The 16,471-nt window shown below is 48.3% G+C and carries 13 protein-coding genes and 1 tRNA gene; 3 read left to right on the top strand and 11 right to left on the bottom strand.

Annotation, left to right across the window (positions count from 1 at the left end):
- Positions 1-52 precede the first annotated feature (52 nt).
- On the top strand, positions 53-469 hold the full coding sequence (locus ACXAGX_RS16320; RefSeq protein ID WP_474818127.1) for a MarR family winged helix-turn-helix transcriptional regulator: 417 nt from the start codon (positions 53-55) through the stop codon (positions 467-469).
- Between the two features lie 96 nt (positions 470-565).
- Positions 566-1,312, top strand: a complete 747-nt coding sequence (locus ACXAGX_RS16325) for an RIO1 family regulatory kinase/ATPase domain-containing protein (protein WP_474839579.1) — start codon at positions 566-568, stop codon at positions 1,310-1,312.
- Positions 1,313-1,326: 14 nt separating this feature from the next.
- On the opposite strand, the gene ACXAGX_RS16330 is transcribed toward ACXAGX_RS16325, so the two are convergent.
- From ACXAGX_RS16330 to ACXAGX_RS16345, 4 genes are all read right to left on the bottom strand, one after another.
- Entirely contained in the window at positions 1,327-4,455 is a 3,129-nt protein-coding gene (locus tag ACXAGX_RS16330) for an efflux RND transporter permease subunit (RefSeq protein ID WP_474839581.1), read from the bottom strand.
- A complete protein-coding gene (locus ACXAGX_RS16335) occupies positions 4,455-5,513 on the bottom strand; it encodes an efflux RND transporter periplasmic adaptor subunit (protein WP_474839583.1) in 1,059 nt (352 codons plus the stop codon). Before ACXAGX_RS16335 ends, ACXAGX_RS16330 begins: the two co-directional genes overlap by 1 nt.
- 355 nt (positions 5,514-5,868) lie before the next feature.
- On the bottom strand, positions 5,869-8,394 hold the full coding sequence (locus tag ACXAGX_RS16340) for an ABC transporter permease (RefSeq protein ID WP_474839585.1): 2,526 nt from the start codon (positions 8,392-8,394) through the stop codon (positions 5,869-5,871).
- A gap of 1 nt (position 8,395) precedes the next feature.
- Positions 8,396-9,088 (bottom strand): ABC transporter ATP-binding protein, encoded by a 693-nt coding sequence (locus ACXAGX_RS16345; RefSeq protein WP_474839587.1) that lies wholly within the window; start codon positions 9,086-9,088, stop codon positions 8,396-8,398.
- Between the two features lie 16 nt (positions 9,089-9,104).
- Here ACXAGX_RS16345 and ACXAGX_RS16350 point away from each other — a divergent pair, with 16 nt between their 5' ends.
- A complete protein-coding gene (locus ACXAGX_RS16350) occupies positions 9,105-9,773 on the top strand; it encodes an arylesterase (protein ID WP_474839589.1) in 669 nt (222 codons plus the stop codon).
- 124 nt (positions 9,774-9,897) lie between these two features.
- On the opposite strand, the gene ACXAGX_RS16355 is transcribed toward ACXAGX_RS16350, so the two are convergent.
- From ACXAGX_RS16355 to ACXAGX_RS16385, 7 genes are all read right to left on the bottom strand, one after another.
- A complete protein-coding gene (locus tag ACXAGX_RS16355) occupies positions 9,898-11,193 on the bottom strand; it encodes an amidohydrolase family protein (RefSeq protein WP_474839591.1) in 1,296 nt (431 codons plus the stop codon).
- A complete protein-coding gene (locus ACXAGX_RS16360; RefSeq protein WP_474839619.1) occupies positions 11,190-12,611 on the bottom strand; it encodes an amidohydrolase in 1,422 nt (473 codons plus the stop codon). Before ACXAGX_RS16360 ends, ACXAGX_RS16355 begins: the two co-directional genes overlap by 4 nt.
- 122 nt (positions 12,612-12,733) lie before the next feature.
- Entirely contained in the window at positions 12,734-13,690 is a 957-nt protein-coding gene (gene dusC, locus ACXAGX_RS16365; RefSeq protein ID WP_474839593.1) for a tRNA dihydrouridine(16) synthase DusC, read from the bottom strand.
- A 131-nt stretch (positions 13,691-13,821) separates the two neighbouring features.
- A complete protein-coding gene (locus tag ACXAGX_RS16370) occupies positions 13,822-13,980 on the bottom strand; it encodes a hypothetical protein (RefSeq protein ID WP_474818118.1) in 159 nt (52 codons plus the stop codon).
- 106 nt (positions 13,981-14,086) lie between these two features.
- Positions 14,087-14,992: a M14 family metallopeptidase gene (locus ACXAGX_RS16375; protein ID WP_474839595.1), complete on the bottom strand. Its 906-nt coding sequence runs from the start codon at positions 14,990-14,992 to the stop codon at positions 14,087-14,089.
- A gap of 168 nt (positions 14,993-15,160) precedes the next feature.
- A complete protein-coding gene (locus tag ACXAGX_RS16380) occupies positions 15,161-16,216 on the bottom strand; it encodes a tetratricopeptide repeat protein (protein ID WP_474839597.1) in 1,056 nt (351 codons plus the stop codon).
- Positions 16,217-16,381: 165 nt separating this feature from the next.
- Positions 16,382-16,457 (bottom strand) — tRNA-Glu (locus ACXAGX_RS16385).
- Positions 16,458-16,471: the final 14 nt, after the last annotated feature.

Below are 16,471 nucleotides of genomic sequence, written 5' to 3' on the forward strand. Positions count from 1 at the left end.
GAAAGAGATGTCGCTGCCTCCTATCCTCTTTCACATTTCAGGAGTTTTCATTTTGTCGGTCGGTGATTTTGGTAAACACATAGCCATGGTTCGTAACCTTATGATGTCCAGACTGGACGAACTGCTGAAAGAATTTGATTTAACAGGCTCACAATATGCAGTAATCAAGCATATCGCCGAAGGCAGAGCAGATACACTGGCCAAACTCTGTGAGCTATTGCAATACGATAAAGGCGCGATGAGCCGTATACTCAGCCGGATGGAAGATAAGTCACTGATTATTCGTAAGCCTTGTCCCGACGATGGGCGCGCATTCAGGCTGAAATTAACTTCCCGTGGGAAAGAATTATTTCCGCAAACGACTCCTAAAGTTAACGCGTTATTTGAACAGGCTCTCGCCGAGTTTTCCGCTAAAGAAAAAGAGGCGTTCTTCTCTATGCTAGAACGCTGCCGTTTCAATTTGAGCTAATTAACGCCCTATACAGTTCGGCCACCTCAATTTGGTTGCCTAATCAAGCTAATCGCAAGAAAATGCTTGCCTAGTCAAGTTAAATCGAGAAAGCAAGTGCAACTCATCTTAAATTCCCTTGCTGCAGCCATTCCAGGACATGTTTTCGAACAGGACTATCTGCAGATCCTTCATGAAGGGAGATTCGCTAACGCTGTGGTGTATCGCTATAAGGACGAAAAATACAACCTGGTTATAAAAGACTTTTCAAGTCGTCACTATGTAGTTCGCAAAACCATTGGCAGGTTGTCGGTACGCCAAGAATTTAAGGCTATAAGTGCTCTGCGCCACATTCCTGCTGTGACTCCCGAATGTTATCGTCTTTCTGAATGTATGGTTGCCTACCGTCATATTGAAGGTGAAACACTGAGCGCATACGGTGCGAGTGGTCACCAATTAGAACCCGCGTTTTTTTACCAGCTTGAACAAAGCATTCGCGCCATGCACAACACCGGTCGCGTTCACCTTGATCTGCGCAATATGGGTAATATTCTCATTGATGCTAACGGTGATCCCGCCATTATCGATTTCCAATCCAGTATTGGCTGGGCGCGTTTCCCTAAATGGCTGCAAAAATTCATGCGCTATGCAGATATTACTGGTGTGTATAAAGCGTGGGAACGCTATGGCGCTACACCGCTACCTGCTCACAAAAAGCAGTTTTTGGCTCGCTATAATGCAACGCGTAAATGGTGGGTATTTCGCGGTTATCCAATTCATAGAATGCAAGTACGTGTGCAGGCCTTTGCTGCACACGTTATGAGCCTGAACATTGTTCAGAACATCCTCGAAAAGTTCTGGTAAAGGCTTGGTCTGCTTTAATCCCTGGCTAAGGTCAGGGATTTTATTTTCTCTCCCAACATCAACAGTGCCGGTGTCAGCAGCAGTGTGAGCAAGGTCGCAAATGTCAGACCGCCGGCGATGGTGCTCGACAACACTGTCCACCACTGCGCTGACGGCGCTCCCACAGAAATGTTCCTGCCGACGATATCGATAGTCAACGCAAACACCATGGGCAATAAACCCAGAATAGTGGTAATAGACGTGAGCAGTACCGGCCTGGCACGCTGCGCTGCCGTGCGTAAAATGGCTTCCTTGGCGTCCATCCCGTCACTTTTGAGCGCGTTATAGGTATCGATTAAGACGATGTTGTTGTTAACCACTATGCCTGCAAGGGCAATGGTGCCGATACCACTCATCACCACCACGAAGGGTTGCGACGTGACCATTAGGCCAATTAACACGCCTGCTGTTGAAAAGATAATTGCGCTCAAGACCACAAAGGCCTGATAGAAGCTGTTGAACTGGGTCACCAGAATGATCAGCATCAGGAAAATCGAGCCAATAAAGGCATTACTCAGGAATGTCATTGACTCCTGGGTATCTTCATCCTCGCCTTTAAATGACAGCATAACTTCTGCAGGTAACGGCGATTCGATAAGCTTTTCACGCATCTGCTTCAGCTTTTGATCCAGTAACTCACCTTCCGCAATTTCGGCTTTAATTGTATATGTACGAGCGCCATCAAGACGGTTTATCCGCCCGGTTTTTGGGGCAGGCTCAATGGTCACAAAATTCCCAATGGGCACAGAACCATTGGCAGACGGAATACGAAGTTGATAAAGCTGTTCAATATTCCGAAAGGTTTCCGGGAAGCGAAGACGAATTTCGACTTCTTCCTCGGCATCATCCGGGCGGTATTCCGCCAGCATGGCGCCATTGGTGATTAACTTCACCACATTCCCCAACAGGGTGACATCAACGTTGTACTGCGCCGCCAGCTCTCTGTCGACATTTAAACGCCACTCCACACTGGGCAGAGGCCGGGAGTCTTCAACATCAACAAAACCGCCCGTTTCTTCCATTAAAGCAAGAATATGTTCTGTGCCTTCAATGAGACTGTCGTTACTGATCCCACTGAGGACAATCTCCACCGGTTTACCGGAAGATGGCCCCATGTCGGGTAACCGCACCTGCACTTTGATGCCGGGAATGGTTTCGACATATTCACGGATATCAGCCATGATTTCTGACGCCGGCGGCCGGGTTTCCCAGTCACTTAATTCCAGTTGGATAACACCGATAACATCTTCCGGCATCTCCGACTCGTTGCCACCACCGCCGCCAATGGTGCGGGCGTAAACTGAATCGAGATTGTCCTGCTGCAATAAAAACGTCTCGACTTTCTTCACCAGTTTGTCGCGCTCATAAATAGATAAATCACCTCGGGCCTGCACTTGAATTTGCAGATATTCGGGTTCAATGTCTGGGAAGAACAACACGCCACGACCAAAGAAACCGTAAAGTACAAAGGTCATGAACATAATACCCAGTGCTGCTAATGTGGACTTGCCAGGATGATTTACGATGTTCTTTAAGAATCGCAGATAACGGCCCAGCCAGCCTCGAATATCATCTAGGTTGCCCTTCTCCGCCATGCGGATAAATTTCACCGTATCAGACTGGGTATCAACGCTGACTTTACGGGTAATCACACCGCCTAATACGGGAATAAATATCAGCGCCATAAACAACGAGGCGGTTAAGGTAATGATGACAGTTAGCGGCAGGAAGCTCATAAACTCACCCACCAATCCAGGCCACACCAGCAGCGGGAAGAATACGGTCAGCGTGGTGATGGTTGAAGCGATGATAGGCCACGCCATGCGTTTGGACGCCGTTGCGAAAGCGGTTTTCGGTGGCTCACCTTCAGCAATTTTCCGGTCTGCTAATTCAATGGTTACAATGGCGCCGTCAACCAGCATCCCCACTACCAGAATCAGGCTGAATAGCACAATCATATTCATGGTCATGCCGAAGAAGAATATCACCGTCATGGCCGCTAAAAATGAACCGGGAATAGCCATGCCAACCAATATGCTTGGGCGTATACCGAGGGCAAATACAATCACTATCATTACCAGAATAATGGCAGTCAGAACATTGTTTTCCAAATCCCCCAGCATGCTTTTAATTTCGCCGGATTTGTCCTGCAGATAGTCTACTTTGATGGTCTCGGGCCATTGGGTTCTTGCCAGTTCCACCAGATTGCGAACGTCTGCTATGGTTTCGATAATATTCGCGCCACTTCGTTTTGATACTTCAAGGGCAATGGCTTTTTCACCCCGGAGACGGGCGAAACTGGTGGGATCTTTAAAAGTACGGCGAATGGTGGCGACATCATCAAAGGTGACGATGGTATTTCCCACTTTTTTCACCGGCAAGGTAGCCAAATCCTGCATGGTCTCAATCACGCCCGGCACTTTAAACACCATGCGGCCAGCATTAGCATCAATGGCCCCGGCAGCCACCAGCTGGTTATTCTGACTGACAAAATTCAGCACATCGGGAAAAGACAGGTTATACGTTTCCAGCGCAACCGGGTCGATAATGACTTCAAGAAGTTCTTCTCGATCACCGGCAATGTCCACTTCCAATACCCCGGAAAGCGCTTCAATTTCATCCTGCAGACGGCGAGCAATATTTACCAGCGTACGTTCTGGAATATCACCCGATAACATGACTGTCAGAACCGGGAACAGTGACAGGTTCACTTCAGTAACTCTGGGCTCCTCACTGCCAGGAGGCAACTCGGCTTTGGCCAGATCGACTTTTTCCCTGACATCAAGCAATGCCTGATCGGCGTCAAAGCCGGCTTCAAATTCCATTACCACTGAGGCAAAGCCTTGTATGGCCGTACCTTTCATTTCTTTTAAGCCTTCAATGGACTGAAGCTCTTTCTCTAGCGGCCTCACCAGCAAACGTTCGCTGTCTTCCGGTGCAATGCCGTCATACACCACTGAGACATAAATAAACGGAATCGTGATGTCTGGCTCAGACTCTTTCGGAATAGCAAAATAAGCGCTGGCACCGGCAATAGTGAGCACAAAAAAGACCAACGCTACAGTACGGGTGCGGGCAAATGCCGCATCGATAATCCCATTCATTATCGGGCCGCCTTCTCAACAGGCGTCACCACATTGCCAGCATCCACAAAGCCCTGCCCCGTGGTGATAAGGCGTACGGTATCAGGTAAGCCAGTTACCCAGGCTCCGTCATTGTCAGATTGCAGCAGTGATACCTGATAAAATTCCACTTTATTGTTGCTACCAACCGATTTAACCCCAATTCGCCCATCGGCATCCAGGGTGAAGGTCGCCGGCGACACGTAATGAGCCTTCACTTCATTCACATGCAGGGTAACCGTGGCGCTGGAACCAGATTTCAGTTTGCCATTGGGATTCGGAATGCCAATTTCAGCAAGATAAGTACGCGATTCACTGCTGGCATAAGAAGCAATAAAACGAACCTTGCCAGTGACCTGTTCACCGGTGGCGAGTTGAATATCTGCCTGCAGCCCTTTTTTGACTTCATTTACCCGTTGCTGCGCAATTTGCACCTCAACTACCAGTACCGAGTTATCCACCAGTTCCAACATGGGGTCGCCCACACTGACGACATCGCCGCTTTCTGCTGTCACTTTTTGAATTTCGCCATCAAAAGGGGCCGACGGTTGCACAAATCCAATGTCTGATCGAATGGTCGCAATGGCGGCCTCAGACGCTTTTACATTGGCCAACGCGGTATCGAGTTCTGATTCACTTTGATATTGCTTATCTGCAAGTTGCGACAAACGCTTATAGGTTTTCTTACGGGCTTCGTATAACGCTTCCTGTTGCTCAAGTTGAATAAGCCTGTCTTCCATATCAATGGTCAGCAAGGTATCCCCTTTTTGTACAGTGTCGCCTTCAGTAACCGAAATTTGCTCAATTCGCCCTGCCGTCTGCGCTTTAATTTCAAGTAAGCGTTCCGGCACGGTTTGCCCCTGAACCACCAGGGAAACCGGCGTTACCTGCGCTTCAGAAACCGTGACTTCCACAGAAAACGGTTGGGGCGCTTTTTGCGTCTGATTTTGTTCTTCGGGCTCTGATGTAAAAAGGCCAGAGACCATCCATGCACTAATAAGAAGAATAAACAGAAGTGCGAAAACAGATGATTTATTCATTTTTAGATGAAGTCCTTTGTCAGGCTGGGTGTCATTTTTAGCTTGTTGAATGTAATGATTTTGGTTACTGCGAAGCAATTATTTTCTTACCGGAAAACGGGTTGCCAGAACGACCGGCAGTAATATTGCGTAAGGTATCACAGGCAACGTAAAGAGATGTTGTAAATTTTGTAACGAAATAAATAATGGTATTAAGAAAAGTTGAATATACCCAGCCCATGTTCAAGCTGGCACACAATTAGAAGGTGAAGGGAAAGACTAGAAAAATAGCCGGTTCAGAGAAGTAAGCCCCTTCTCTGAACCGGCCGTAAATAACGTTAGAAAAATGCTGCGTTAAAACAGAATAGTTATACTGTTACACCATTTTGCGAAGCAACGCGGTGGTATTTAATGACAACAAACGCCAGCAGCCTACAGCACCAAGCAGCCCGACAACGGCAGCGCCGACGATGGGGGCAATAATCCAATATTCAGGGTGGAGCACGGCTTCCATTTGGAAAATGCTCGTTTGCAGCATATAAAGGCTTAACTCGTTAGTCAGTGCCGCCATGAAACCGGCCACCACACCAATAATGATAAATTCGTATACCACGCTTAAACGAATAAGGCTTCCCTTCGCACCCAAGGTACGCAGAATTGCCAGTTCCTGTTGACGTTCGTCCATCGAGGCCTGCACTTGAGCAATGAGCACCAGTGCCCCCGCAGCCAATACGAGTATCAGAATGAATTCCACGGCCAACGAGACCTGATCAACAATTTCTCTGAGTTGATTTATTCGCGCATCAACATCGAATAACGTGGCTGATGGGAAAGGCTTTAACAGCTCTGTTAGCTCGGGCTTGCGTTCGGTATCCAGGTAAAAACTGGTGATATATGTGGGCGAGAACGACTGCATGGCAGCAGGAGACAGTACAAAGAAGAAATTCGGCTGCATGGTCTGCCAATCTACTTTACGCATACTGGTAACGCGAACTTTTACGTCTTCACTACCAATATTAAAGGTTAATACGTCACCCAAATTTATATCCATTCGTTCGGCAGATTGTTCTTCAACCGACACCGGATAAATACCATCTTCCGGCTCTGATGCATCGTCACCTTGCCAGTTACCGGCCGTAATTTCGTTACCGAATTGCAAGGTGTTGCTCCAGGTTAGGTTCGCTTCCCGGCCCAAACCATCACGGCCTTCCCGTGGACCTTCCTCGTCCTCTTTCGACATGCTGGTGTTTACCCGCTCATCATTCACCGCAACAAAACGGCCGCGAACCACCGGGTAGAAATCAGACATTTCCACATTGGCATTTGCAAAATGCTGCTCTATTTCCGGCTTTTCTGATTGGGTAATGTTTATCAGGAAGTAGTTCGGCGTACCTTCTGGTAGCTGAGCCCGCCATTGCGCCACCATGTCATTTCGCATCACCAATACCACCAAAAGTAGCAGTAAGGTGACTGAGAAACTAATCAACTGCACACTATTGTCCATAGAGCGGCGACGAATGCGCGCCCATGCGAGCTGCCACGGCCCCATTTTTCCGGTTCCGAGTTTACGCCCAACACGTATTAATCCCATGGTGACCAACAGGAGTCCGGCTACCAGTGCGATACCCGAGACAAACAAAATAGCGCTCAATTTGATGTCGCGACTGTATGTCCACATCAGCAAAAATATTGCGCCACCGGCTGCCAGAAATTGCAGAGTACGGGAACTCATGGTGGCATCTATATCTCGTCGAAGTACTCGAAGTGGTGGTACAGAGAAAAGCCGCAGAAGTGGATAGAGTGAAAATAACAACGCACAGATTACACCGGTAAAAATAGCGATGAGAACCGGCCGCCAGTGCCATGCATTTAAAGACACATCCACCTGATCGGCCAATGCGGTGACCACCACCTGCTGAATAGCCACACCGGCGATGACACCAATGACAATACCAGCGGTGGTAATTAAACAAATTTGAATGGTATACACCCGACGAATCATGGCCTTGCTTGCACCCAGGGTTTTCATGATTGCTACCGGGTCGAAGTGACGCTGACTAAATCGCTGCGCAGCTACAGCTATCGAGACAGCGGCGAGTATGATGGCAAGTAAACTGGCAAGCAGAAAATAGCGTTCAGCACGGGCAACCGAACGGCCCACTGGAGACTGATCTTCTGACACCGAACGCCAACGGTGAATTTCTTTGTCGATATTCGGACGCAGCCAGCGATAGTAGCCTTTCAGGGAGTCTTGATCGCCGGTAAAGTAAGCGGTGTAATTAACCCGGCTCCCCGGCCCTGTTATATTCGCTGCAGCTAAGTCAGCATCGCGAATAAGTACAATGGGATCGGTGGAAAAAATACTGAACCCGGCGTCGGGGATCTCACCGAGCACACGGGTAACGGTAAACTCTGCATCACCAACATAAATTGTGCCGCCCAGCTTCACATCCAACAATTGAAATAGCCGAGAATCAATCCATGCTTCTCCCGGCGAGGGCAAGTCCGTAGCGGCTTTGGTTTGTCCAAAAGGCGTGTCGGCTATGAGCACTTCGCCTTTTAGCGGGTACTTTTCATTCACCGCCCGTAAGTCTACCAGCGACATATTTTCTTCGCCGAATGCCATGGAGCGGGTTGCAACTTGTCTTGCTGTTTTCAGATCGAATTCGCTCGCTTCTGCTACCCAGCTATCATCGATGGGCTGTGATGAGCGAAACTGGCTATCAGCAGCCAGGAAGCTTGCAGAGCGTTCGGTGAGCGCCCCTTGTAATCGTTCGCTGAACAGTGACAACGACAACACAGAGGCCACCGACAAAACAATGGCCAATAAAATAATGGTGAGTTCGCCCCTTCGGGCTTCATGGCGAAAGAGTCGCCAGGCAAGATTAAACCCTGTTCCCATATTACGCTTCCTCGGCAGCAGTAACCGGCGCAGTGGTTTCTGTAAGCACCCCAGCCTGCATAGTCAATTGACGGCTGCAGCGTTTCGCCAATTCGTTGTCGTGGGTCACCAGCACCAACGTAGTGCCAATATCACGGTTCATATCAAATAACAGCTGTTCAATTTTTTCACTGTTCGCCGCATCCAGGTTGCCGGTAGGTTCATCAGCGAAGAGGATTTTTGGTTGACCGATAAACGCTCGGGCAATGGCAACTCGCTGCTGTTCACCACCCGACAACTGGTTAGGATAATGGTGTGCCCGGTGAGATAGCCCCACCAATTCCAGAATTTCTGTTGCCCGACCTTTTGCATTGTCGAGACCGGAAATCTCCGCCGGTAACATTACGTTTTCCAATGCGGTTAAACTTTGCACCAACATAAAGCTTTGGAAAATAAAGCCAACTTTCTCACCCCGTAAACGCGCGCGGGCTTCTTCGTTCATTTTGTGTAGCGGTTCATCATCTAGCAATATTTCGCCGCTACTCACTTCATCCAATCCGGCCAGTAAACTGAGCAAGGTAGATTTACCGGAACCAGACGCGCCAACGATGGCAATAGACTCACCTGCCTTGACTTCAAATGAAATTGGTTGAAGGATCTGAAGTTCACCTTCACTCGTAGAGACTGTTTTGGTAATTTTTCGGGTGCTTATCATAGGAGTAGTCACTGTCGTGTTTTCGTTACAACGATTTCGCCAATACAGGCTTGCGCTGGCCTTAGTTTTCTTACAGCTGTGCGTATATTCAGATCATCTGTATGCTGCGACGCAATCGTCGCAAACGCCCCAACAATTCAAGCTGTTAGTCTTAGGTGATAGCCTAAGCGCTGGATACGGGTTAAAGCAACAGCAGGGTTGGGTAAGTTTGTTACAAAATATCTGGAACGACGAACAGCTTCAGATTGATGTGATAAATGCTGCGATAAGCGGAGAAACCACAGATGGTGGCCTTGCTAGATTGCCACGTTTATTGGAACAACATGAGCCTTCTCATGTACTTATCGAACTGGGTGGAAATGACGGATTACAGGGCCACCCGGTAAACAAAACCCGTGCTAACCTAAGCGAAATGGTAAAACTGGCTAAAGACAGCGGCGCTACGGTATTCATTCAGGACATGCAAATTCCCACCAATTACGGTAGCCGTTACACCAAGATGTTCGGTGATGCGTTCGACAAAGTCGCCGAAGAAAATGAAATAACTTTAATCCCGTTTTTCCTTCAAGACGTGGCGCTAGACAAAACGCTGATGCAAAACGATGGTATTCATCCTAATGCAAAAGCGCAACCCATGATTGCGCAATTCATGCGTGATGCATTAACCCCGCTTATCACAGAGTGAGCACGAGCTTCTGATATTGCATGTCAACGTTTAGCGATATCCATTGACTCAGTTCACTACGAATGAAAGAGAAAAGGATGCAACTCGCATCCTTTTTCTCTTCAATATATTGTCAATATCAATATTATTTCGGCTTCACATAATGGGACGTTTTGCCCGCAGGTACGTCCTTTAATGCCACATAGCGGTCGCGCAGTTTGGTTTGACGGGACGACATATCAATGGCCTCCCCTTCAATATACACTTGCTCTGCGGCTTCGGTGACTTCAAGGGGATCACCACTCCAAATCACAACATCAGCCCGCTTACCCCGCGCTAAAGACCCCACCTGATCGTCAACGCCGAGAATCATTGCTGGCACTGAGGTCAAGCTGGCAATGCCGCCCTCATAAGACAAGCCGTTAGCAACAGCATTACCGGCATGCTGCGCCGCCAAACGAATATTGTGTGTTTCCATGCCAATAGCCACTTTCACACCGGCTTTCTCAAGTCGCTCAGCATTGTGCAGGGTTGCACCGAGCTGCTCGAAGTTGCCCGGCAAGTTAAGTTGCGGATCGAGAATAACGGGAATGTTCGCTTTGGCCAGCTGGTCAGCGACACGCCAGGCCTCGACGCCATGCAGCAGAACGATGCTGATATCCGGGTGACGTTTCTTGAAGGCTAAAACTTGACGTATATCTGCGGCCCGGTCTGCTTCAATAAACAGTGGAATATCCCCTTTTAAAACCCCCTTCAGCGCTTTAATGTCCGCACGGGCATTCATGCCATCCCAGCCCGATGTCAGCGACGGTATTTTCTTGGTGCTTGCGACTTCATCAATCAGCGCTTCCAGCGTTACCCATAACACCGCCCGGGAACCACCATGACTGTCTGCAGACGCACCATCCATATTGACCACCATAAAGGCTTTGTCTTTAAGAATGTCAGCATCATCATCCAGTCCAATCACCGCGCCTTGCCCATGGAACATGAGTTCGGTATTCGCAATGGTGGTAGCCGCTGAGGTTACGCCTTCAATACGGGAAACATCAATCAGTGTGGAATCCGGATTAATAGCGTAAGTCACGTCTAGCGCTGCGCCCGTGGTACTCACCTTTGTACTGCTCGCTGATGAATCCACTTCACCCGCCCAGGAGGCCACTTCCACCAAACCGAGCGAGGTGAGCGCGCCCACAAAACCAGGAGTAACCACCTTACCGCTAGCGTCGACCTTGGTATAGCCAGAAGGAACATTGCTGCCGGAAGAGACTCTTTCAATTGTGCCGTCTTTGATAAGCACCGTACCGCTTTCCAGCGTGCCTTGCTTTGTTTGGGTAATCACTTTACCGCCGACAATAGCGATATTTTCTGCCAGTACGCTGGTACTCATTACGGTAGAAATTAGTGCAGTGGCAATAGCCAGAGATAATAAGCGTTTCATTTTACATCTCCTTCGCCGACCTGGCCGACTTCAAAATCACTGAGTGGCCAGCTGCCCGGATTACCTAGCTCATAGGCTTTTCCACCATCCACAAAAACTTGCTCTGCTTTGGTGTAAGTGGAGAATGGATTCCCCGTCCATAATACCAAGTCAGCATTCTTACCCGCTTCCAGCGAACCGGTTTTATCAAAAATCCCTAATGACTTAGCAGGATTAGCACTCAGCCACTGCCACGCCTCTTCCATGCTAATATCGATACCGGCACGCTTGCCGTCCGACCAGGCTTTGGCCGCTTCCTGATTCAAGCGCTGAATACCCAATTCGTCATCTGAATGCACAATTGCGCAGGCGTTGGCCGCATGGACTACCGGAATATTCTCGCGAATACCGTCGTAAGCTTCTAGTTTAAAGCCCCACCAGTCTGCCCACATTGAGGCACACACGTTATTTTCAGCGAGCTTGTCTGCTATCTTGTATCCTTCCACTGCGTGGTGGAATGCGGCAATTTGATAGTCAAACTCTTTCATCATATCCATCATCACCGTCATTTCATCAGCGCGATAACAATGCATGTGCACCCGTATATCGCCGCTGAGCACACCGGCCATGGTTTCCAAATCGAGATTTCGTTTCGGTGCTTTAGGGTTTTTCCCTGCTTCGTAATCAGCCTCGTATTTTTCCCATTCGCGCATATAATTTTGCGCGTCGGACCAGGCTTGGCGGTAACCTTTCACGTTACCCATGCGGGTCATTGGACCGCCCTTCTTTCCGTAAACCCGCTTCGGATTTTCCCCACAGGCCATTTTCATGCCGTAAGGCGCATCAGGAAATTTCATGTCTTGCATGGTGCGGCTAGGCACGTTTTTAAGCACCACGGAGCGTCCACCAAACAAATTTGCCGAACCGGGCAGAATTTGTAGTGATGTCACACCACCTGCCAGTGCCCGGCCAAAGCCTGGATCTTGTGGCCACACAGAGTGCTCAGCCCACACACCAGGCGTAACCGGTGACGTCATCTCATTGCCGTCTGACGTTGAGCCTACGGAGGGTGTTGGATACACCCCCAAATGACTGTGATTATCGATAATGCCTGGCGTTACCCATTTTCCTTTACCGTCGATGACCACGGCATCACTTGGATAATCTACGGTTTCACCCACAGCCACAATTTTGCCATCGGTGAAGTAAACCATTCCGTTTTCAATACGACTGCCAACACCATCAAGAATGGTAACGTTGGTGATAACTGTCGGTTTGCCCGAAATGGGTGTGTAGGTGCTTGGATAAGGGTCGGTGTTAATTGAAACGTGTGGAGTCTGTTCAGTCTGCTCTTCAGCTTGCGCTATCGGTTGCATTGAGACAGTCGAACACAGGCAAGCCAGCGCAATGGCCAGCTTTGATGATGTGTGTTTCATAATTTGTTCCGTTATTATTGTTCAGATTTTCGGTATGAGACTTTCAGCTATGTTTAATAGCTCTCCCCGATCCCAACCTAGGCAATTACGGATCTTCACGCAAGTTTTGCTGCGATTAAGCGACGTTAGCCTGCGAAGACTGGAATTTGCGTCGACTGGCGGCCCAAGACTTCAACGATTTCATCCGCTTTCTGAAGTTTGCGGATATCATTAAACAGCACTTCAGCCTGCGGATATTGACGCTTCAGGTAGCCACACCACTGCTTTATTCGGTTTGGATAATATCGGCCTTTGTCGCCGTAAATCTCATACCCTGAGTAATGAATCAACAAATCTGCAACTTCGCTCCAGTCCATGATGTCCTGTTCGCCACGAATAGTACGGGCGAGATTAGGCATGGCTAGTGCGCCCCTTCCAAGCATTAAGTCGACGCATCCAGATTGGGCCTGACAATTACGGGCATCATCGGCGTTCCATATTTCGCCATTGGCGACCAGAGGAATGTTTGTGTGCTGGCGAATACGGGCTATCCAATCCCAATATGCCGGCGGTTTATAACCTTCCGTTTTGGTGCGCGCATGCACCACGAGTTGGTCGGCACCCGCTTCCGTTATCGCTATGGCGTTATCGATAGCCAGAGATTTGTCTTCAAAACCTAATCGGATTTTCGCTGTTACCGGTTGCTCCGCCGGCACGGCCTCGCGTACCGTTTTCACGATTTGATACAGGGTTTCGGTTTCTTTTAGCAGTACCGCTCCGCCCTTACTTTTATTCACCGTTTTTGCAGGACAGCCAAAATTAAGATCAACACCGGGGGAGCCCAGCTCCACTGCGGTTTGTGCATTTTCTGCTAACCATTGAGGATGCTGACCTAATAATTGCACCCGAACCGGCACGCCGGACGGTGTCACACTGCCATGGCGCAACTCAGGACAAAGTTTATAGAATGTTTTGGCTGGTAGTTTTTGTTCTACGACACGTACGAATTCAGTTACACACAAATCGAAACCGCCCACGCGGGTCAGCATGTCTCGCATCAGATGGTCAACAACCCCTTCCATGGGAGCAAGTAAGATTCTCATAGGTTTAACGATCGCATTAGTTAGTGGATATTGTCGGAGGACAAAATTGGCCGCGAAGTGTAGCAGAGAACCGCCAGCGGGTCATCTGGGCCATGTAGAATTTAACGGGGGCTAATAAAAATGTTTAAGACTCAACTGGCGATGTTTTTAACGTCCTGCGCAATCCACAGGCACACGTAACAGCCAAATTCATTGGTAAGATATTGTTCAAATTCACTTTTAGTATCGCAATGGTGAGAAACGATACGCTGACGATTGCCATCGTAAATCAGAGCGGTGAAGGTATACATAGTGTGCCTCGCAAAATCAGGAAGCACACTATACATTTAGACGTCTATACTTTCAAACGTCCAGAAGTTCAAACGTCGATATTTTCTGATCTAACGCAGATTTTGATTACGCGAGAATATATTCCAGGCCACCAATAATTGCTGCTACCTGGGCATCATTGCAGATTTCGTCAGACGCTGACGGACTATCAGGATACACTTCGGTTGTCGTGACATAGGGCGCATCTGTCAGACCACCACACAGAAATAGTGATTTCTTGTCGTAGCTGATAACACCATCGGAAAGTACATCAGCCCCGATGATTTTGTCATTTTCATCCGCTGGCGCGATGTGTGTTACAGCACGAACTTTTTCGATGATGGCTTTCTGGAAATCCAGTTCGACTTTGCCGCTGTCGGCCACGAGATAAAAACCATCGGGAATGTCCCAAACATCCTGGGTAATACCGTCTTTTGCACCGAGTGCGGGACGAAACTCTGAATTATCCGTGTCTGTGGTTTCATGCAAATCAATATGCATATGAATGGGTTCTTCAATGGCGTCTACCATGGCTTTCAGCATGGCTGATTCCGGTGCCGGAGAATTCTCACGGAAACTACGATTGGGGTCGATGGCTAACGGGTCCCAGCGATTAATCGTTTCATAGCCCCACGGACTCACACAAGGTGCCACAACAAAATTGCACTTGTGTTGCCACGCGGCTAAGTGTTGTGAGACAAATTTAAGTGCACCTTGCACGCCGCTGGTTTCATATCCGTGAACACCGCCCGTTACAAGCACGGTGGGTAACGAAGTGACAAAGGATTTAGGTTTTATAACAAAAAGTGGATAACGGGATTCATCGTACGGTAATGCACCGTATTGGCTAATCTTGTAGTTGTCCGGCAACGCGGGCAACCGGTCGATAACTTCTTCCTTATAGCTGCGTTCTACAGTTTGCGCATTGAGCCACTGCTTTTTTTCAGCCTCTGACCAAGGTGTGCCGGGGGTTCCAATAGGGTAATCTTGCATATCCAACCTTTGTTTCTTTAAAGAATGTATTCTGACAATCACGATATCATGGCAGAGAATACCGCCTGAATCGCGACTCAGATGAACATGCACTTTATCACGTTATGTAACCCAGATATGCATATCCGGGTGGGTTCGTTGTTGCGAGTTGTCAGCCTGCGCTGACAATCAGACTTTTTTCTTTAAGCCTTTGAGCAGCTTCCCAAACCGCTCATCTTCTTCACCCTCGATGCGCTGTAAAGTCAGTCTTGCTTGGGCTTTATCTTCTGCATTCAAATACAACTCAGCAAGACGTAGGTTTGCCCAATTCAAAGTTGGCAAACCACCCGTATCAATTGTAGTGTCATGCAACTGTGTCAAATACGCTTCCAACGCCTTGATGCCCAGTTCTGTATATTCACCTGACTGCACCGCGGCTTGTCCGAGCCGGTAAAAACCATAGAGTTGGTCATAACGATTTTCGCTATACGTTTTCCAAGCTAACTCATCATTTTCGGACACCACTTCAAATTCGAGATCCATCAATGGAGACAGTGCTTCAACAGCTTGGGAGTAAGCTTCATCACTTATGTAGTGGTCACCCAAAATAAATCTGGCTTCAACCTGGGTTTCAGGTGCTGCTGTCAGCGATTGCAAGATTGCAATGCCCTGCGCTTTTTGATCATCCGCGATGAGGTATTTCGCCTCAGCAAACTGCCCCTCGTTTTGGTCAATTGCTGCAATTTTTTCTACCAGGGATTTTGCTGTATCCATGTCTCCGCCAGCGATGGATGGGACAAACAAGTGAAACTGAAATAGCGCCTGATAGGTTTGAATTTCATTAGGCGCGACTTCGATAGCTTTTTCCAGACTCTTCCGGGCTTTTTTGGCATAGCTCAATGCAGAAAAAATACTCTCTCCGGCCTGCGCCCCCATCACACTGGCGTGCATTAAATAAACACGGAACTCATTAGGATAAGCGTTGATAAAATCTTCAGCCGCTTCCTCTGCATCATCAAGATCGGTGCGCATGAGGGCAGAGATATAGGTCGAAAAACGTTCAGGCGACTTCGCCTTTTCTCCTTCAAGGGTATCGATAATTTGTTCGTATTTGCCGTCTTTGAACCAGGCATCCAGCGCATCATCGGAAATGAGGGTATCGGCTTGGGTGATGGCTGAAAAAGATAACACGCCCAGGCAAAGGGAAATATGAGATAGTCGCTTTATGAAAGGCTTTCCTTGCATCGTGATAATTCCTTTTATTAATCAATTATCAGACTATCAAGGTTATGGTTTTGATACTAAGTGAAAAAGTAACAATTTGTGACGGTGACAACTAACCGGGTGACTATTGGTTGATAGGAATTTTTGATCCAAAAAAAAGACCAGCATATGCTGGTCTTTCTTATATGGCGTCCCCTAGGGGATTCGAACCCCTGTTACCGCCGTGAAAGGGCGGTGTCCTAGGCCTCTAGACGAAGGGGACAGAAATTTCGCTTT

This window comes from Alteromonas sp. ABV4_515, from assembly GCF_056160345.1.